We start from the raw sequence: 18,818 nt of genomic DNA, 5'->3' as shown, positions 1-18,818 counted from the left end.
TCCATGGCACACGCCATCACCCTCGCATCGTCGCTGGGCGACACCCTGCGCTTCGCCAGCATGACGGCGACGGAGGAGCTCGGTCGGCTGTTCGCCTTCCGCATCGAGGCGATCAGCAAGAACGCGCAGGTCGACCTGCGCGCGCTGCTCGGCACGTCCATGACGGTGACCCTGAAAACTCCGCAGGGATACACGCGGCACTTCCACGGCATCGCGGTGGAGGCGGAGCAGGGCGGCTTCGTCGCCATCGATAACGTCAGGTACGCCGTATACGCGCTCACCGTGCGACCGAAGCCGTGGCTGCTCCGGCAGACCTCGGACTGCCGGATCTACAAGGGCAAGTCCGTGCCGCAGATCGTTCGGGAGGTCCTGGCCGAGTTCGGGTACAGCGACGTGCGGCTCAGCCTGACCGGCAACTACACGGCCCGCGAGTACTGCGTGCAGTACCGCGAAAGCTACTTCGACTTCATCAGCCGGCTGATGGAGCAGGAGGGCATCTATTACTACTTCACCCACGCGCAGGGGAGCCACACGATGGTGCTCGCCGACGCGCTGGGTGCTCACGCGCCCGTGCCCGGTTTCGAATCCATTCCCTATGCGCCGCCGACCGAGCGCGGCCATCGGGTCAAGGCGTCGATCACCGAATGGACGAGCGCGCTGTCCGTCAACCCGACACGCGTGCGCCTCGACGACTACGACTACCAGCGACCCAAGGCGAGCCTGCTCGCGAACGAGCAGGTGACCGACGCCGCCGACGTGCACTCGGTGTCCGGTCTGGAAATCTACGATTACCCGTATGGCTCGGTCGGTCATGCGCAGCAGGTATCGACCGGCCAGCGCTTCGCGCAGGTGCGCGTCGACGCGCTGAACGTGCCGGCCGCCACGAGCGAGGCCGTCACGGACGCCGTGGGCCTCGCGACGGGCGCGCTGTTCACCCTGCGCGACTTCCCGCTGCAGGAGGCGAACCGCGAATACCTGGTGATCGGGGCGACGACGCGGCTCGTCGAAGTGGACTACCAGGCCGGCGGCATCGAGCCGGACGCCGACGAAGCGCCGTTCGCCTGCCGCTTCCGTGCCATCCGTGCGCGCCAGCCGTTCCGCACCGCGCAGACCACGCGGTGGCCGCGCATCGCCGGTGTGCAGACGGCCGTCGTCCACGGCGAAGTCGACGAGGACATCGAGATCGACAGCCTCGGGCGCGTGCAGGTGACGTTCTTCTGGAATCCGCCGGGCAAACCGAAGGCCGACCAGTCGTGCCCCGTGCGTGTCGGTACGTCATGGGCGGGCAAGCGCTGGGGCGCTCAGTTCATTCCGCGCGTCGGTCAGGAAGTGATCGTCGGCTTCCTCGAAGGCGACCCCGACCGGCCGCTCGTCATCGGCTCCGTCTACAACCAGGACCACCTGCCGCCGTACGCGCTGCCCGGCGAGAAGACGCGCAGCGGCTTCGTCAGCCGTAGCCTGCGCGGTGCGCAAGGCGAGGCGAACGAGGTGCGCTTCGAGGACCGCAAGGGTGCCGAAGAGCTGCTGCTGCATGCGCAGCGCGATCTTCGCCACGAGGCGGAGAACGACCACTTCAGCACCATCGACCGCGACGAGACGACGTCGATCGGCCGCGACCGCAGCCACGACGTGGCGCGCGACGACACCTTGCACGTCGGCCGTCGGCTGCGCATCGAAGCGGGGGAGGAGATCGAGCTCGTCACGGGTCTCGCCCGCATCGTCATGAAGCGTACGGGTGAAGTGCAGATCTTCGGTACGACGTTGCGCGTGACCGGCGCGGGGGCGATCAACCTGTCGTCGGGCGGGGCCACCTCGATCACGTCCGGCGCCGCGGTATCGATCACCGCCGGTGCGACGGTCGCCGTCAACGCGACCGCCGCGATCACGGTGACCAGCGGCGCGGCGCTGATGCTTTCTTCCACGCTGGGTCCGGCCGTGCTCAAGGGCATGCCACCCCTGATCCTGTGACGGAGCGACGATGAACATCCTTACGGCGGCGCGCGAGATGGCGCTCGAGGCGGACGCGCTGCGACTCCTGCGCGACGACCTGACCGTGCGCGCGGCGGTGCGCGCGCTCACCGACGCCGATCTTCCCGCCCAGGCGCTTCGACTGCTCGTGCGTCTGCTTCCGCGCGGCTATGTCGTGCCATGGCTGTGCCAGTGCGCCGCCGGGAGCGAGCTCGACGAGACCGAGCGCGACGGGCTGCGCCTGGCCGAGGCGTGGATGCGCGACCGCGCCGAAGCGAACCGCCGCGCCGCGCTGGCGCACGCGGCCGGACGCCACTACGTGGGCGCGGGTGCCCTGATCGCCGCGAGCGCGGGTTGGTCCGAGGGATTCCTGCTCGACGCCGACGGCAACGAAGTGGCGCCCGTGGCCGCGCACCTCATGGCCGTCGTCGCCGCCGGCGCGCTCCTGACCCTGGCCATGGCGGACGACGACTTCGCCGGGCGCTGTCGTGCCCTCGTCGCCGCCGGCATGCCCCTGCTCGCCCCGGAGGACTCACCATGAATCGTTTCAACGGACCGAGCCTGGTCCTTTCCGTGCTCGGCACGCATGTCGACGACATCGCGGAGCGCACGTCGGTCCGCGTGGAAGGCGAGGCGCTGACCATCGGCCGCGCCGACCAGTGCGACTGGGTGCTGCACGCCCAGGGCGTGTCGCGTCAGCACGCGATCGTGCGCTTCCTCAACGGCATGTATTTCCTCGAGGACCGCAGCACCAACGGCATGCTCCTCAACGGCGAGGCGCTGCGCGGCGAACCCGCGGTGTTGCGCGACGGCGACGTGATCCAGATCGATACGTTCGAAGTGCTTGCCACGGTCGAATCTCCCGTCGACGTCGCGCACACGACGGCACGCCGGGCATCGGCCGACACCGCGCGGACGGTGCGTCTGGCGGCGGCGCCGGCGGTAGCGCCGCCGGTCGTGTCGCCCCTGCGCTCGCCGGTGGATGCGCTGATCGGAGAGGCCGGGCCAGGCGGATCGGTCGATCCGCTGGCGTGGTTCCAGACGATGCTGCCGGTGAGCGGCGAGCCACGCGCGACGTCCGGCGACGCACCGTCGTGGGCCCACGCGTCGCCGATGGAAGATCATCTCGCACCGCCGCGCGTCGACACCGCCGCCACGCCCTCGGCCGGGGCGGTATTGCCCGAGCACTGGGACAGCACGCGCAGCGTGTTCGTGATGCCGGACACGTCTGCCGTGCCCACGCCGGCGGCGAACGAGTCGGCTTCCGTCGCATCGGTGCCGCCAGCCGCACCGGCGCCCTCGCCGGAGCGCGAGGCTCCGGCGCCGGCACGCGCCGGTCTCGAACCGCTTTTCCTGCGCATGCTCGACGGTGTGATGGACGTCCTGCGCGCGCGTGCCGAACTGAAGAACGGTTTCCGCATGCCGGCGACGCTGATCCGCCGTTCGGAGAACAACCCACTGAAGTTCGCGCCCACCGCGACGGAAGCGCTGGACCGACTGCTGGCTGCACCGAACGACGCGTTCCTTTCCGGCGAAGCCGCCGTCGCCGACGCGATGGACGATATCCGGTTGCACCAGGTCGCGCTGCTCGCGGGAGTGCGCGCGGCGTTCGACGACCTGATCGCCCAGATCGACCCGGCCCGCTTCGAAGAGGGTGGCGCGCGTCGCTCCCGCTTCGCGTTCGGCGCGGCGAAAGGCCCCTGGGAGCGATACCGGGCATTCCACGAGGGACTCGCCGCCGACCCCGAGGAGCGGTTCCGTCGCCTCTTCGGCGACGAGTTCGCCCGTGCCTACGAAGACCAGCTGGCGCGCTTCAAGCGCGACGGAGCCACGCGATGACCGCATTCAACAAGGTGGTGTGGAGCGAAGGTCTGTTCCTTCGTCCGCAGCACATGCAGCAGCAGGACCGCTACACGGAGCGCTACATCGAGCTTCGCGCCGCGACGCTGCGCCCGCATCCCTGGGGGTTCGACGAGCTGGAGATCGAGCGCGACCTCCTCGCGATCGGCAAGCTGGGCATCCGCCGCGCGCGCGGCGTGTTTCCCGACGGCACGCCGTTCTCCATGCCGGATCGCGACCCGCTGCCGCCGCCGCTCGAGATCGACGCGAACTGGCGCGACCAGCCGGTGTACCTGACGCTGCCGTTGCGAGAAGCGACGCAGCCCGAGAGCCGCTGGCCCGACGCGTCGCCGTCCGGCCAGCTGTCGCGCTTCCGCGTGCGCGAAGCGGAGGTCGGCGACGCGTCCGGAAGTACCACGGGTACCGTCGTGCTCGAGGTTGGCGGGCTGGACGCACGCCTGCTGGTCGGTTCGCAGGCGCGGGAGGGTCTGGTCGAGCTGCCCATGGCGCACCTCGTGGAGTGCCGCGCGGATCGTCGCGTCGTGCTCGACGATGGATTCATCCCGACGGCGTTGTCGTGCCGCGCGGCGAACCCGCTGTCCCTCTTCATCACGGAATTGCTGGGGCTGCTGCACCAGCGCGGCGAGGCGCTCGCCGCGCGCGTGGCCGGCACGGATCGCACGAGCACGGCCGAGCTCGCCGACTTCCTCATGCTGCAGATCGTCAATCGCAGCCAGCCGCAGCTGGCGCATCTCGCCGAGGCGCCGCTGCTCCATCCGGAGGACCTCTATCGCCTCCTGCTCGGCATGGCGGGTGAACTGGCGACGTTCACCGCGCCCGGCAAGCGCAGCGAGGCGTTTCCGCCGTACCGTCACGACCGCCTTCGCGAATCGTTCGAGCCCGTGATCGCCGCCCTGCGCACGAGCCTGAGCGCGGTGCTGGAGCAGACGGCCATTCCCGTGCCGCTGCAACAGCGCAAGTTCGGCGTATGGGTGGGAACGCTGGCGGATGCGAGCCTGCTCGACGCCGCCAGTTTCGTGCTCGCGGCCAAGGCGGACATCGCGGCCGCCGACATGCGCCGCCGCCTGCCCACGCAGTCGAAGATCGGGCCGGTGGAGAAGATCCGCGACCTGGTCAACCTTCAGCTGCCGGGTATCGCGGTGGCGTCGTTGCCCAGCGCCCCGCGCCAGATTCCGTACCGGAGCGGCTACCAGTACTTCGAACTGGACAAGGCCTCGCCCATGTGGAAAACGCTGCGCACCTCCGGTGGCGTCGCGCTGCATTTCGGTAACGGCTTCGACGGCCTGGATCTCGAACTGTGGGCGGTGAGGGCGTCGTCATGAGACGCGACGACCGTCCGGGCGTGAACGACGACGCCACGATCGTGCGACCGAGCGCGCCGGCACCGGAGCCCGTGGCCGCGCGTCCCGCCGCCGCGGCGATCGACGCCGTGACGCAGATGCTTCCTTCGGCGGCGGGGAGTCCGATCCTGCGCGCCGCGAATCCGCTCCTCCTGCTCGCCGCGCAGCTTCGCCACAGCGGCGACGCGCCCGATCCGACGGTGCTGCGCGATCGCGCGATCGCCGGCATCCGTCGGTTCGACGACACGCTGGCGCGCGCGGGCGTTGATGGCCAGACGAGCGTGACGGCGCGCTACGTGCTGTGCACGATGCTCGACGAGGCGGTGCTCGAGTCGCCCTGGGGCGAGCGCACCGGCTGGCAGCGGCAGACGCTCCTGGTCACGTTCCATGGCGAGGCCTACGGCGGCGAGAAGTTCTTCGTCCTGCTGGACCGCCTGACGCAGGACATGGTGCGTCACGCCGACCTCGTGGAACTGATGTACCTCTGCCTCGCGCTCGGCTTCGGCGGGCGCTACCTCGTCGAGCCCGGCGGTGTGGCACGGCTGGCGGACCGTCGCGAGGACGTCTATCGGCGCATCACGGCGTACCGGTCCGGCGTGGCGACCGAGCTGTCGCCGCGGTGGCGTGGCCTGGATCGCCCGCTGCGCGTTCGTCGCGGCCTGCCGGCGTGGATGGCGGCACTCGGTGCCGCATGCCTGCTCGTCGTCGTGTGGATCGTCCTGCACGGCCGTCTCAACGGTGTGGCCGAACCCGTGGGCGCGCGTCTCGCGGCGATCGGCCTGCAGGGCGTGCCGCTTCCCGCCAGCGCGGCACCGGCGAAGAGACCGCCGGCGAGCCTGCGCGCGCTGCTCGCCGACGACGAGCGAAGCGGGGCGCTCGGCATCGACGAGAAACCCGATGGCCAGGCCGTCCTGCGCCTGGCCGGCACGGAGATGTTCCCGTCGGGCGGCGCCGATGTCGCCGCCGACCGTGCCGCGTTGCTCTCGCGCATCGCGCGGGCGCTGAACCAGGTGCGCGGGCGCGTCGTGGTCGTCGGACACACCGACGACCAGCCAATCAGGTCGCTGCGCTTCAAGGACAACATGGAACTTTCGGCCGCGCGTGCCCGCAACGTCGGCGCGGTACTCGCCCGCGACCTCACCGATCCGCGGCGCATCGAAACCAGCGGCGCCGGGGCATCCCAGCCGGTGGCCACGCCGGCCGACGTGCCCGCCAATCGCGCGCGTAACCGCCGCGTCGACATTCTTTTCGTTCCGGAGGCCGGATGAAGTCCGCGACCGAGCTGCTTCGCCATCCGTGGTTCCATGCCGCGATCGGCATCCTGTGTTGCGCGCTGCTGATCGGTTTCGGTGGCCCGTACCTGGGCATCGGCGACACGCAGCCGCTGGCGAGCGTCGCCGCGCGCGTCGTGGCGATCCTCGTCGTCGCTGTCGTCTGGATCGGCGCGCTGCTGTTCCGTCGACGCCTCGCCGCCCGCCGCGACGAACGAATGGGCGCCGAACTCGCCGGGTCCGACGCCGCGCGCGCCGACTCGGACCTGCGCGCGCGCGCCGAGCACGAGGTGCTGCGCACGCGTTTCGCGGAAGCGCTGGCCCTCCTGCGCAAGCGTCGCGCTGGCGGCGGTCATCTCGAAGACCTGCCGTGGTACCTGCTCATCGGCGCTCCCGGTTCGGGCAAGAGCACCCTGCTCGAGCATTCGGGTCTCGACTTTCCGTTGCAAGGCGGCACCGGTAAGCGCTCGGTCGCCGGCATCGGTGGCACGCGTCACTGCGACTGGTGGTTCACCGACACCGCCGTATTCCTCGACACCGCGGGCCGCTACACGACGCAGGATTCCGACCCGCGGGCGGACGCCTCGGCATGGGATGGATTCCTGCAGCTGCTGCGTCGCCACCGCCGTCGTCGGCCCGTCAACGGCATCGTGCTCACCGTGAGCGCGTCGGAACTGCTGACGATGGACGAGGCCGGGCGGCAGCGGCATGCGACGGTGCTGCGCGAGCGCCTCGACGACATCGGCACCCGCCTGGGCATCGCGGTGCCGGTGTACCTCGTGTTCACCAAGTGCGACCTCGTCGATGGGTTCCTCGCGTTCTTCGACGGGCTCGACGCCGCCGCACGGGAGCAGGTCTGGGGTGCGACGTTCACGGCGGAGCAGAGCCTCGACGGCAGCGCGCCCGCACGCCTCGGCGACGAGTTCGACGCGTTGCTGGCGCGTCTCGACGAGCGCGTGCTCGGACGCATGCATGCCGAACGCGACGTGCGCCGCCGCGCGCAGGTGCTCGCCTTTCCGCAGCAGGTGCGTGGACTCCGCGAGCTCGCGCTGCCGCTGGTAGCGACCGTGTTCGGCCGCCACGCCTACGGTCGCTCGCCGCTGCTGCGGGGCGTCTACATGACCTCGGGCACGCAGGAGGGCACGCCGATCGACCGCGTGCTCTCGGTGGTCGGGCGCTCGTTCGGCATGCATGCCGCCGCGACCCCGTCCACGCGGGCGCAGCGACGCGCGTACTTCGTTTCCCGGCTGATGAAGGAGACGATCCTGCCGGAAGCGGGCTTCGTGGGATCGGATCCGCAGGCGCTGCGTCGTCGACGTATCGCCGAGGCGGCCGCGATCGCAGGCATCGGCACGGCGACGGCCGCGCTGCTGGTCGGCATGGCGGTCAGCTACGGTCGCAATGCCGACTACGTCGCACGCGTCGCGGAGGCGTTGCGCGATTACCCCGAGGCGGCACCCGCCGCGACGGCTTCGTTGCGACCGTACTACGCGCAGGCGCTGCAACGGCTCGACGTGCTCGCACGCGCGGAACAGGTGGCGAACGAGGTGCGCGACGATACCCCGTGGTCGATGCGCTTCGGCCTGTTCCAGGGCGACGCGGTGTTCGCCGAAACGCGTGCGGCACGCGCGCGCGAGTTCCAGGCGAGCGTGCTGCCCGGCCTGGCGCTGCAGTTCCGCGACGGGCTGAGGGACGCGGCGGACGATCCGCAGCGCCTGTACACCATCCTCAAGGGATACCTCATGCTCGGCGAGCCCGCGCACCGGGACGATGCGCAGCTGGTGCTGTTCGCCGGTGAACGCTGGCGCGAGGTGTTCCCGGACGAAGACACCCTGGTGCAGGCGCTCGAAGACCACTTCCGCGTCCTCTTCGAGGGTGAGGACACGCTGCGCGCGCTGCCGGTCGACGGCGGGCTCGTGGAGTCGGCGCGCGCGACCCTGCGGGCGGCCGACCTGGCGACACTGATCTATGGCGGACTGAAGATCGACGAGGCGGCCAGCGGCGACGCACCCGTGCGTCTCGACCGCACGCTCGGATTGCTGGGCGAGGTGTTCCGCCGTCGCGACGGTGCCTCCCTGGCGAAACCGGTGCCCGCGCTCTACACGCGCCCGGTGTTCGCGAGCATGGTCAGCGAGACGCCGCCCGGACGCATCGCGCAAGCGGTCGACCGCTTCGTGAAGGACGACTGGGTCTTCGGCGCCACCGCGGCCGATCCGTTGCGCCGTGCGTCGCTCGCGACGCAGGTGCGCGGCCTCTACGTCGACGATTACATCCGGGCGTGGGATGGTCTGATCGGCGGTCTCGAGATCCAGCCGGTGGCGACCGTGCAGGAAGCCAGCGGAGTCGCCTCGCGCCTCGCGGGGCCAGGGTCGCCGCTGAAGGCGCTGCTCCTGCTCGTGCGCGACAACACGACCGATCTGTTGCGCGCGCCAGCACCTTCAACCGATCCCGCGGACCGGATCGCCGATGCGGCGAAGGCGCGCGCGACGCAGCGCGTCGGCAGCCGGAACGAGATCGCTCGCGTGATCGCCGAAGGCGCGCGCCCCGCGAACATTCGTTCGGCGGCGCCGGCGGATGCGCCCATCGTCGAGCATTTCGCGGCGATCAACCGCCTCACGGACGGCGGCGCGGGAGCGACGCCGCTGGACCGGACGATGGCGACGTTCGAGCAGCTCAGCAAGACGCTGCTCACGGTGCGTCCCGGTGCGGACAGCATCGGCCAGACGGACCCCGCGCTGGCGACGGCTCGCCAGGAGGCCGCGCAACTGCCGCCACCCCTGTCGTCGTGGCTGGGCGGACTCGCCGGCAACAGCGAGACGCTGGTGGGGAAGGGCGCGAGCGGTGCGCTCGCCGGCGGCTTCCGCCAGGCGGCGGGCGCCGACTGCGACCGATTCGTACAGGGCCGCTATCCCTTCGTCGCGGGCAGCCGCAACGATATTCCGGTGCAGGATTTCGCGGCGCTGTTCGGCAACGGCGGGCGCTTCGACGCGTTCTTCCGCCAGTCGTTGTCACGCGTCGTCGATACGAGCGGAACGGCCTGGCGCTTCCGGGACGCGACCTCCGCCAACGGCGCGGCGGGCGTGCTGGCGCAGGCGCAGGTCGCCGACGCGATCCGCCAGACGTATTTCCGCGACGGCCCGCAGCCGCAGGTCGGCTTCACCGTGTCGATCACCACGCCGCCCGAAGGCATCGGGCGCCTGACCATCGACATCGACGGCCAGACGTTCGAATACAAGGCCGGCGAGCCCGCGCAGCCCGTGGCGATGCAGTGGCCGGGACCGAAGCCGGGCGCGACGCGCGTCAGCGCGTGGGATACGTCCGGCGAGCCGCTTCCGACGCTGAGCTATCCGGGCGAGTGGGGCCTGTTCCATGCGCTCGACGCGGCGTCTCTGCAACGACGCACGGAAACACGCTTCGGTGCGACGTTCGGTTTCGGCTCGGCGCGTGCCAATGTCGACATCGAAGCGGCGAGCCTGCGGAATCCCTTCGGCGATGGCAGCGTGCACCGTTTCCGGTGCCCGGCATGACGCGGCCGATGGCGGGCTTCCATGGCAAGTTGCCCGGCGTCGGCGACTTCGTCCAGCGCCGCGTGCCGGGCGACTTCGTCGAGCCATGGGACCGGCATTGGCAGATGCGCCTCGCGGCGATGGCGGATCGCGATGGCGACGACTGGCGCCAGCGCTTTCTCGCGATACCCGCCACGCGTTTCGCGCTCGCATCCCATGTCTGTGGTCCGCGCGCGTGGGTCGGCGTCGTGGCACCGTCGCGCGATCGCGCCGGTCGCGTCTATCCGCTGGTGATCGCTGCGTCCCTACCGTCCGACGCCGGTGGTTGGCCACCGCTGCCCGGTGGCATGTGGTTCCGCATGGCCGAGGACGCGCTGCGCGACGCCGTCGGCGACGTCGGGCCCGAGGCGTTCGATGTCGCCGTGTCGTCGCTGCCGGAGCCCTCCGCGACATCGGCGGCGTGGGACACGCCACGACCCGATGCCATGCGAGCTCTCGTGTGGCGGGGCGACGATCCGGGCGCCGGCGTGTTCACGCGCGGGCTGCCCGATTTCAACGAGGAAAGCATCGCATGACCCTGTTCCGATCGGCGGGCCGGACCGAAACCGGTCACGTTCGCCGGCATAACGAAGACGCCATCCTCGATGCGCCCGAGCTGGGGCTCTGGGCGGTGGCCGACGGTCTGGGCGGCCACGCGGCGGGCGACGTGGCCAGCCGTCTCGTCGTCGAGCGGCTGCGCGCGCTGCCGGTGGTGGACGACGTCGCCGACCGTATCGACGCGATCGAGGACGAGCTGCTTCGCGTCAATCACGCGTTGCGAAGGATGGCCGCCGAGCGGCACGTCGACGCGATCGCGTCGACCGTGGTGATCCTCGTGCACACGCGCGACGCGATGCTCTGCGGGTGGGTCGGTGACAGCCGCGCGTACTGCTTCGAGAACGACCGCCTGCGCCTGCTCACCCGCGATCACGTACATGGCGATCGCGGCGACGAGACGCGCTTCGGCGCGCACCCGGCGCACGCGGCGGCGGGTGTGCTCACTCGCGCGGTCGGCGCGGAAGACCGCCTCTACGTGGACTGGAAGATCGTGCCGAGGCGTCGCGGGATGTCCTTCGTGCTGTGCTCGGACGGGATCAACAAGGAACTCGGCGACGCGGACATCGAAGCCTGTTGCCGGCGCCATGCGACGCCGGACGCGGTGGTGGGCGAACTGATGGACGGCGCGCTGGCACGCGCGGGCCGCGACAACGTGTCCGCCGTGGTGGTACGGCTCGACGATTTCGAGGAAACACGATGAACGAACACGACGACGACGCGACCCGCGTCGATCCGCTGCGCGGCTCCGCCGCGGGCGCCCAGGACGACGCCACGGTCGTCAAGCCGCTGCACGGCGCGACGGCGGAAGGCACGGCGACCGGCACGGCCTCGCGAGGCACGGGCGAAAGCGGATGGCGGCGCATCGCCGACATGGCGCAGGGCGAACGCATCGGCGTGGGCAGCCTGCTCAAGGGGCGCTTCTTCATGGAGCGCGAGCTCGGGCGTGGCGGCATGGGCGTGGTGTACCTGGCGCGCGACGAGCGCAAGGTGGAGGCGCGCGACCGCGATCCGTACGTGGCGGTCAAGGTGCTCAACGACGACTTCCGCAAGCACCCGGACGCGCTGGTCGCGCTGCAGCGCGAAGCACGGCGCGCGCAGCAGGTCGCCAACGACCACATCGTGCGCGTCTACGATTTCGACAAGGACGGCACCAACGTCTTCATGACGATGGAGTACGTCGAAGGCAGCGACCTGCGCGCGCTGATCCGTGGCAAGGCGCGCGACGGCATGCCGTTCGCCGAGGCGTGGCCGCTCATCGCGGGCATGGGTGAAGCGCTGGGACGCGCGCACGGCGCCGGCATCGTGCACTCGGACTTCAAGCCGGGCAACGTCATGGTGACGTCGGCGGGCGTCGCCAAGGTCTTCGATTTCGGGATCGCGCGCGCCGGCAAGATCGGCGCGGACGGCGGCGACGACCGCACGGTGTTCGACGCCGGCACGCTCGGTGCGATGACGCCGGCCTATGCGAGCCTGGAGATGCTGCAGGGCAAGCCACCGTCGCCGGCCGACGACATCTACGCGTTCGGCTGCGTCGTGTTCGAACTGCTCACGGGCCGCCACCCGTTCGACAAGGAGAGCGCGGAAGAAGCGCTCGCGCACGGCCGCCGGCCACCGGCCGTGCCCGGACTCGACAAGCGTCAGTACAAGGCGCTGTGCGATGCCGTCGCCTTCGACGGAGCCCGGCGGGGCAGCGACATCGGCGTGCTGCTCGCCGCGCTGCGTCCGCGCCGCTGGCGCGAACGCGCGACGCCGTGGCTCGTCGCCGCCGCGGTCGCCCTCGCGCTCGCCGGTGGTGGCGCGTGGTTCGCGTCCGCGCAGGCCGAGCGACATCATGTGGCCGACACGCTGCGCCGCCTCGCGCCGGGCCAGCCCGATGGCTATCGCAACGAAGACGACCTGCGCACGGCGCTCGCGGCGCTCGACGGCGACGAGCGCCGGCGCGTCGTGGTCGACGGCGCCGACGCGATCGACGGCTTCCTCGTCCGTCTCGTGGCGACGCACTGGGATCCGGCGAAAGGCCAGTTCGATTACCCGGGCGCGACGCGCACCTTCGCGCTTCGCGCGGACCTGAAGAGCTTCGCGCCGAAACTGGATCGACGGCGCGAGGAGGTGACGCACGAACGCGACGACGCGCTGAACCGGCTCGACACGGCGTTGAGCCAGGCGATCCTCGGCGGCCGCCTGTTCGGCGACGCCAGCGACGACGTGCCCGCGATCCTGGCGCGCATCCGCCGGATCGACCCGGCGAGCCGCCTGCTGACGAACCCCGAACTCGAGCTCAAGCTCGACATGGCCGTGGGCGAGAGCATGGCGGCCGGAGACATGCAGACCGCCGGACAACGTCTGGCGATCGCGCGCCGGGTGTATCCGTCGTCCACGCGGCTCGCGGCGCGAGCCATCGCGCTCGCCGATGCGACGGCACCCGCGAAAGCCGCGTCGGTGGCTGGCCCTCTGGCTGCCGCGCCCGCCGCGGCGTCGACGGCCGCGGCACCGGACCTGCAGCATGCCGAGCACGAGGCACGCCTCGAATCGCTGCGCCACGCGGCGGCGGCGGGCGACCTGCCCAAGGCCGTAGAAAGCTTCCAGGATCTTCGCCGTATCGACGGGGGTGCCGTCGAGACCGACGACGAGGCCGCCAACCTGCTCACGGGCGCGTATCTCGACGCGGCCCGCGAGGCATGCCGCGCGGGTCACTGGAAAGACGCCGCGGAGCGGATCGACAACGCGCTGTCGGTGATCGGCGAACGGGACGACCTGCGTCGCGCGCAGACGCGCTACGACCTCGCGGTCGCCGTGATGACCGCGGCGAAAGCGCCCGGTGTCGCCCCCGCCGCGCAGGACGATCTGCGCAAGCGCCTGGCGGCCGTGCAGACCACGGACCCGCAGGGCCTCAAGGACCTCGAAGCCGCGATGGTCACGTCGAAGCTGCTGCCCGAGGGATCGCTGTCCGCCGTGATCGGCAAGATGCATCCGGTCGCGACGACGCCACCGGATCCCTGTGGCCGCCGCGGCCTGGCGGGGTCGGCGCGCGAATGCTTCGATACGTTCGCGGTCGGCGCGTACGGGCCCGCGATGGTCGTGATACCGCGCTCGCCGAAGCCCTTCGCGATGACGCGCACGGAGATCACGATCGCGAACCTCGACCAGTTCTGTCGCGCCACGCGCACCTGCGCGGTCTCGCGCGGCGTCGCGGCGACGGAGCCGGCGCGGTCGATTCCGGTCGCCTTCGCGCAGCGCTACGCCGCCTGGCTGACGCAGGTCAGCGGGCACGTGTATCGCTTGCCGACCGACGACGAGTGGCTGCTCGCCGCCCACGCGAAGGGCAACTGGGACAGCAAGGACGGCAACTGCGGCGCCGATTCGTCCGGCCTCGGCCGCCTGGTGAAGGCGCCCGATTTCAGCGCCCACGGTAGCGCCAACCCGTGGGGGCTCGTGGATCTCACCGGCAGCGTGTGGGAGTGGACCACGAAGGGCCGTGGCGTCGTCATGCGCGGCGGCAGCTATCGCAGCGGGGGCGATGCCTGTTCCGTCGACACTGTGCGCGACAGCGACGGCACGGCGCAGCGCGATGTCGGTTTCCGTCTCGTCCGGGAGATTCGCTGATGGACTGGGAAGCCAGCGTCGACGGGGAACTCGCCGCGCTCAACGCGGCGCACAGCGGTCGCCGTATCGACACGCCGGAGTACCGGCTGCGCCGGCGGATGCTGCTGCGCTCGCTCGCACGGCGTCGGGGCGGTGCGACGCATACGTTGCGCCGGCCCGCCGGCGCGGTGGTGACGGTGTTGCCGGTGCGGCCTGTCGTGCCTGCGCGCGAGCGCCGATGGACCTCGTGGGCCTGGTGGGTTGGCGCGATCCTGCTGGCCGCCGCGGCGTCGCTGCGCGTCTATCTGTAGGAGCGCGCCTGCGCGCGACATATTTTGGGGCCGTGCCCTCGAGCTGGCGCGTGAGACACGAAGGCGCGGACTCAGTCGCCGTCACCCGCCAGCACCTGGAACTCCGACAACCCACCCGGTGCGAGTGCCTTGAGCAGGTCGGTGAAGCCGAGTCCGACGAGACCTTTCGCGCGTTGCAACAGCGCGGGAATCGGACTGGACGGTTCGTGCGTCGCGTACCACGCGCAGATCTCGTCGAGCAGGCGGACCACGTCCGCGGTGCCGCGGATCGGTCCGCGGGCGTCGGCCGTCGTGGCAGCCACCGCACCCGGCTCGTCGGAACCCGGCGCGATGCCTTCGACGGACGCCGGTGCGCGCACGGCGAGATACGGCTGGAGGAACGCCTGCACCTCGCGCAGGTCGCGCAGCAGGGGATCGAGCTCCGGGCCCGTGCCGGGCGTGCGTTCGTCGAACGTCGCGGCGACGGCGCGCGCGTCGTCGAGCGCACCGACGACGGCCGTGTGGAGGCGGACCAACGCATCGGTGTCGACCTGCTGCATCACGGCGTCGACATGCTCCTGCGTGACGACGGAGATCCCGTCACCCGGCTTGAGCGCGCCGCTCAACACGCGCAGGTCGCGAAGCGAAAAAGCGCCGACGCGATCGGCGGCGAGCAGGGGCGCCTGACGCAGGTGCCCGAGCATGGCCTCCGGCGCAGAGAGCGCGGCGAGGGCGCTGACGCGCTCCATGGCGTCGCCGTCGTCGAGCGCGGGATGCACGTCGTCCCAATAACGTTCGAGCAAACCTCGCACGTGCGCGATGGTCGCGGCCCACGCCTCCCATCCCTCGGTACGCAGGCGTGCCGTGGCGAGATGGATCGCGACGCGCAGATCGTGCGTGCGTGTCGCGAGCTGCTCCGCCTGCCGGGCGACATCGCGCCACTCGGGTTCCTCGGCCTGCTTCACCGTGTCGCCGATGGCGCGTTCGCCGCGTGGCGCTGCCAGCGTCTCGAGCGCGAGAAAGGCCGCGTCGTATTCGAGGTTCGGTCCGCACGGGGCGTCGGCCTCGATGGGCATGAGCAGGGTGTCAATGGTATCCATCGCGTACTCGGTCGATGATCATCGGAAGGAGGCTCTTCTGTGGCTCCACGTGGCGCGTGGGATGCAGCGTGCGGCTGACGCGGATCAGCTCGTCGCGCAGCCAGCGGTGGGCCGGTTGCTTGTCCAGGCGGCTGTGCCAGGCCATCGCCAGGGACATGTCGGGCATGTCGAAGGGAATGGCATAGGCCTCGACGCCCGGGCCCACCGCTTCCACCATGCTTTGCGGCAGCGTGCAGACGAGGTCGGTCGCATTGAGGATGGGGCCGATCGAATCGCCCACCGGCGCGGAGACGAGCACGTCGCGCGAACGGCCGATCTCTTTCAGGCGGTCGTCCATGAGTCCGGTCGTCCGTCCGGAGTCCGAGATGACGAGATGCCCGAGGGAGCAGTATTCGTCGAGGGTGACGGGTGACGTACCGCGCGGATGGCCCTTGCGCTGGAGCATGACGAACTCGTCGGCCATCAACGGGCGCATCTTCAGCGACGACGGGATCTGCTCGTTGGGCGCGAGGAGGATGTCGACCTCGCCGTTCTCGAAGCGCGCGAGCACGTCCGCGATCTCGCAACCGGTGCGGAACGTGATGCGGAGGTCGCTGTTCCGCCACGCGTGCAGCGCCGCGATCAGGGGCTTCGCGAACGTGCCGATCGCGCTGAACGAGCCACCGATGCGGAACGTGGCGCCGTCGGTGGAGGGATCGAACGTATCGCTGGGATCGCCCAGCGCGCCAAGCTGGGACAGCGCGTCGCGCAGGGCCGTGGCCATCTCCTCGGCCTTGGGCGTGGGCACCATGCCACGGCCCGTTTCGGACGGGACGAGCAGGGGATCCTTGAACAAACGCCGCAGCCGCGCGAGCTGCGCGGACAGCGCGGGTTGGCTGACATGCAGTTTCGAAGCGGCACGCGTGACGTTCCGCTCTTCGAGCAGCATGTCGAGGGAGACCAGCAGGGGAAGGTCGCTCGGTTTCAGGTTCATCGATTGGCGGTGTGCCAGGCACCCGTGGGGACGAATGCAGGACGTTCGGCGAGGGCGCACTATCCATGTGCGTCCCGAACGACGCGCTGGCAACGTGGTGTTTCGTGACGTGGTCCGCAGTTTTTACGGACAGGCGTCAGCGACGTCGGGGATGCGTCTCGCTGTCGCCTTCCATGCGGAATGGACGTCCATTAGTGCCATGGATGCGCCTCCGGGGAATCCCCCAATCGAGCGAGGCGGAGCGTGCGCGAATGTGCTCGCGAGCGAGCGTCAGTCGTGCCGCCGGCAGAAGCTCGCGAACAGCGCCGCCCAGCACGGCACCGCGAAAAGCAGCCAGGGCATGTTCCGCTGCGGGAACTCCGGCCACAGATGCAGCAGCAGGCCGATCACGGCGGCCGCGAACGAGATCGCCGCGATGCGCGGCGTGAAACGGCCCATGGGGCGGCCGGCACGACGCAGGCGCCAGATGCCGGGGATCAGCAGCAGCGCGAGCGGCTGATAGGCAAGGAGGTTGAAATTGCCCCACGCCGAGCGATGCAGCGTCAACGTCCACAGGCCGAGCATGAACAGGCCCGCGAGACCGGCGAAGACGACGAAGGCCGTCGCCGCGACGGCGAACACGGTGCGTGCGACACGCTGGCGGGTGAACACCGGCAGCGCGAGGAGGACGGCGAGCGCCACGCCCGCGCCCAGCAGCGGCCAGCGCAGGTCGGGCGCCGTGTCGGGCGGCGGCACGAGGCGGTTCGGCGACAGCGTGGCCTCGTCGATCACCAGCGCGCGGGAGGCAGGGCCTTCGCCGATGCGGACGTGGCGGATCTGTTCTTCGAGCGTCATCGGCAGGAAGGCTTCGGTCCAGGCCGTCATCGGCTGGTCGGCGAACGGGCCGAGGCCGAGGTCCATGCCGAGCATCAACCAGGCCTGGTTGCTCATCAGGCGCGCGGTCTGCTCGCGGTAGGTCATGCCGCCGGGCGTGCCGGTCCACTGCTCGCTCAGCGCGCCGCCGAGCGCGTTGTCCAGCATGTCGCGCACGCGCGTGGTGCAGTTGTCGACGTAGTAATCGTAGTGGTAGCCGGCGTTCTCGGGCCGGATGTTCCACAGGACCGCGCGCCGCAGGATCTGCTTCTGCGCGTCGTCGAGGGCCAGGCGCTGCCGGCGGACGTAGCGGCCTTCGCTGGCGTAGAAATCGACGTCCGACTGCGTCGTCTCCGCGTCCATGCGGTAAGCCATGATGCCGCGCGCGAAATTGAGCAGGAAACCCTTCTGGTCGAAGTCGAACACGCCCCAGTTGAACGCGATCGACTCGCCGCTGACCGTGTCGCGGATCTCCAGCGCGTCGTGACCGAACCGTTCCCAGTAGATGTCGCCCGGGCCGTAGGTCATCAGCGAGACCTCGAGGTTCGCCGCGGGTGCGTCGACGATCCCCGCCCTCGCGAGCGGGGTGAAGCACAGGGTGATCAGGAGAAACAGGACGAACCGCATCAGCCGCCGTTCGCGCGGGTGACGTGGAACGCCTGGACGCGGCGGTCGTCGGCCTCCGTGACACGGAAGAGGAAGTTGCCGACGCCGATCTCCTCGCCCACGGCCGGCAGATGGCCGAACTCCGAGGTGATCATGCCGCCGACGGTGTCGAATTCCTCGTCCGAGAAATGGGCGCCGGCGATCTCGTTGAAATCGGCGATCGGCGTGAGCGCGCTGACCGCGAAGCCGCCCCCGTCGAGGGCCTGCACCAGCACCGGGTCTTCCTCGTCGTCGTGCTCGTCGTCGATTTCTCCGACGATCTGCTCGAGGACGTCCTCGATGGTGATGAGCCCGGCGACACCGCCGTACTCGTCGACCACGAGCGCCATGTGATTGCGCGTCAGGCGGAATTCCGCCAGCAGCACGTTCAGGCGCATCGATTCCGGGATCAGGACGGCGGGACGGAGCAGGGCGCGCACGTCGCAGCCTTCGCTCTGGCCGAAGTACTTCAGGAGGTCTTTCGCGAGCAGGATGCCCAGCACCTCGTCCTTGTCTTCGCCATGCACGGGGAAGCGCGAATGGCCGGATTCGACCACGGTCGCGAGGATGTCGGGGAGGGGGGCGTCGGCGGGGAGGCTGACGATCTGGGCGCGCGGCACCATGACATCGTCGACGCTGAGCTCGGTGACCTTGATCGCACCCTCGACCATGGTCAGGGTGTCGTTCGAAAGCAGGCCGTTGGCCTGGGCGGTCCGCAGTTCCTCGATCAGTTCGTCGCGGTTGCGGGGCTCGCCGGAAAACATGTGGCCCAGTCGGTCCCACCAGGATCGGTGAGCCGGGCCGTTGGTACTACCAGGGTCCTCGTTCATTACT

Annotated in this window: 14 protein-coding genes; 10 read left to right on the top strand and 4 right to left on the bottom strand. The window is 70.4% G+C overall.

Annotation, left to right across the window (positions count from 1 at the left end; genetic code table 11):
* Window positions 1-3 precede the first annotated feature (3 nt).
* The 10 genes from tssI to BMW54_RS08870 are packed head-to-tail and all read left to right on the top strand — an operon-like array spanning window position 4 to window position 14,435.
* Entirely contained in the window at window positions 4-1,968 is a 1,965-nt protein-coding gene (gene tssI, locus BMW54_RS08910) for a type VI secretion system Vgr family protein (protein WP_090054699.1), read from the top strand.
* A 10-nt stretch (window positions 1,969-1,978) separates the two neighbouring features.
* On the top strand, window positions 1,979-2,509 hold the full coding sequence (locus tag BMW54_RS18810) for a DUF6931 family protein (RefSeq protein ID WP_175472815.1): 531 nt from the start codon (window positions 1,979-1,981) through the stop codon (window positions 2,507-2,509).
* A complete protein-coding gene (gene tagH / locus BMW54_RS08905) occupies window positions 2,506-3,807 on the top strand; it encodes a type VI secretion system-associated FHA domain protein TagH (protein WP_175472814.1) in 1,302 nt (433 codons plus the stop codon). The genes BMW54_RS18810 and tagH overlap by 4 nt, the downstream gene beginning before the upstream one ends.
* Window positions 3,804-5,150 (top strand): type VI secretion system baseplate subunit TssK, encoded by a 1,347-nt coding sequence (tssK, locus tag BMW54_RS08900; protein WP_090054697.1) that lies wholly within the window; start codon window positions 3,804-3,806, stop codon window positions 5,148-5,150. Before tagH ends, tssK begins: the two co-directional genes overlap by 4 nt.
* The gene (gene icmH / locus BMW54_RS08895; protein ID WP_090055859.1) at window positions 5,147-6,436 is read left to right on the top strand and encodes a type IVB secretion system protein IcmH/DotU; all 1,290 of its coding nucleotides are present in this window, start codon (window positions 5,147-5,149) and stop codon (window positions 6,434-6,436) included. The genes tssK and icmH overlap by 4 nt, the downstream gene beginning before the upstream one ends.
* A complete protein-coding gene (gene tssM, locus BMW54_RS08890; protein ID WP_090054695.1) occupies window positions 6,433-9,966 on the top strand; it encodes a type VI secretion system membrane subunit TssM in 3,534 nt (1,177 codons plus the stop codon). The genes icmH and tssM overlap by 4 nt, the downstream gene beginning before the upstream one ends.
* The gene (tagF, locus tag BMW54_RS08885) at window positions 9,963-10,520 is read left to right on the top strand and encodes a type VI secretion system-associated protein TagF (RefSeq protein ID WP_139206073.1); all 558 of its coding nucleotides are present in this window, start codon (window positions 9,963-9,965) and stop codon (window positions 10,518-10,520) included. The genes tssM and tagF overlap by 4 nt, the downstream gene beginning before the upstream one ends.
* Entirely contained in the window at window positions 10,517-11,242 is a 726-nt protein-coding gene (locus BMW54_RS08880) for a PP2C family protein-serine/threonine phosphatase (protein WP_090054692.1), read from the top strand. The genes tagF and BMW54_RS08880 overlap by 4 nt, the downstream gene beginning before the upstream one ends.
* The gene (locus BMW54_RS08875; RefSeq protein ID WP_090054690.1) at window positions 11,239-14,145 is read left to right on the top strand and encodes a bifunctional serine/threonine-protein kinase/formylglycine-generating enzyme family protein; all 2,907 of its coding nucleotides are present in this window, start codon (window positions 11,239-11,241) and stop codon (window positions 14,143-14,145) included. Before BMW54_RS08880 ends, BMW54_RS08875 begins: the two co-directional genes overlap by 4 nt.
* Entirely contained in the window at window positions 14,145-14,435 is a 291-nt protein-coding gene (locus BMW54_RS08870; RefSeq protein WP_090054689.1) for a hypothetical protein, read from the top strand. Before BMW54_RS08875 ends, BMW54_RS08870 begins: the two co-directional genes overlap by 1 nt.
* 71 nt (window positions 14,436-14,506) lie before the next feature.
* Here the strand turns inward: BMW54_RS08870 and tssA are convergent, their stop codons facing one another.
* From tssA to BMW54_RS08850, 4 genes are all read right to left on the bottom strand, one after another.
* Entirely contained in the window at window positions 14,507-15,514 is a 1,008-nt protein-coding gene (gene tssA, locus BMW54_RS08865; RefSeq protein ID WP_090054687.1) for a type VI secretion system protein TssA, read from the bottom strand.
* A complete protein-coding gene (locus BMW54_RS08860; RefSeq protein ID WP_090054685.1) occupies window positions 15,501-16,487 on the bottom strand; it encodes a LysR family transcriptional regulator in 987 nt (328 codons plus the stop codon). The genes tssA and BMW54_RS08860 overlap by 14 nt, the downstream gene beginning before the upstream one ends.
* 270 nt (window positions 16,488-16,757) lie before the next feature.
* Window positions 16,758-17,966 carry a lipoprotein N-acyltransferase Lnb domain-containing protein gene (locus BMW54_RS08855; RefSeq protein WP_090054683.1) on the bottom strand — a complete coding sequence of 403 codons (1,209 nt, stop codon included), beginning with the start codon at window positions 17,964-17,966 and terminating at the stop codon, window positions 16,758-16,760.
* Entirely contained in the window at window positions 17,966-18,814 is an 849-nt protein-coding gene (locus BMW54_RS08850; protein WP_090054681.1) for an HlyC/CorC family transporter, read from the bottom strand. Before BMW54_RS08850 ends, BMW54_RS08855 begins: the two co-directional genes overlap by 1 nt.
* Window positions 18,815-18,818 lie beyond the last annotated feature (4 nt).

The sequence above is a fragment of the Luteibacter sp. 329MFSha genome (assembly GCF_900111665.1).
Lineage (GTDB): Bacteria > Pseudomonadota > Gammaproteobacteria > Xanthomonadales > Rhodanobacteraceae > Luteibacter.
This window is presented reverse-complemented; position numbering and strand designations above follow the sequence as displayed.

Bases quoted from the DNA above. Each gene is read 5' to 3' on its own strand.
- BMW54_RS08850 (WP_090054681.1), bottom strand. From the start codon at position 18,814: ATGAACGAGGACCCTGGTAGTACCAACGGCCCGGCTCACCGATCCTGG.
- BMW54_RS08875 (WP_090054690.1), top strand. From the start codon at position 11,239: ATGAACGAACACGACGACGACGCGACCCGCGTCGATCCGCTGCGCGGC.
- BMW54_RS08870 (WP_090054689.1), top strand. From the start codon at position 14,145: ATGGACTGGGAAGCCAGCGTCGACGGGGAACTCGCCGCGCTCAACGCG.
- tagF (WP_139206073.1), top strand. From the start codon at position 9,963: ATGACGCGGCCGATGGCGGGCTTCCATGGCAAGTTGCCCGGCGTCGGC.
- tssM (WP_090054695.1), top strand. From the start codon at position 6,433: ATGAAGTCCGCGACCGAGCTGCTTCGCCATCCGTGGTTCCATGCCGCG.
- icmH (WP_090055859.1), top strand. From the start codon at position 5,147: ATGAGACGCGACGACCGTCCGGGCGTGAACGACGACGCCACGATCGTG.
- BMW54_RS18810 (WP_175472815.1), top strand. From the start codon at position 1,979: ATGAACATCCTTACGGCGGCGCGCGAGATGGCGCTCGAGGCGGACGCG.
- tssA (WP_090054687.1), bottom strand. From the start codon at position 15,514: ATGGATACCATTGACACCCTGCTCATGCCCATCGAGGCCGACGCCCCG.
- tssK (WP_090054697.1), top strand. From the start codon at position 3,804: ATGACCGCATTCAACAAGGTGGTGTGGAGCGAAGGTCTGTTCCTTCGT.
- BMW54_RS08880 (WP_090054692.1), top strand. From the start codon at position 10,517: ATGACCCTGTTCCGATCGGCGGGCCGGACCGAAACCGGTCACGTTCGC.
- tagH (WP_175472814.1), top strand. From the start codon at position 2,506: ATGAATCGTTTCAACGGACCGAGCCTGGTCCTTTCCGTGCTCGGCACG.
- tssI (WP_090054699.1), top strand. From the start codon at position 4: ATGGCACACGCCATCACCCTCGCATCGTCGCTGGGCGACACCCTGCGC.
- BMW54_RS08860 (WP_090054685.1), bottom strand. From the start codon at position 16,487: ATGAACCTGAAACCGAGCGACCTTCCCCTGCTGGTCTCCCTCGACATG.
- BMW54_RS08855 (WP_090054683.1), bottom strand. From the start codon at position 17,966: ATGCGGTTCGTCCTGTTTCTCCTGATCACCCTGTGCTTCACCCCGCTC.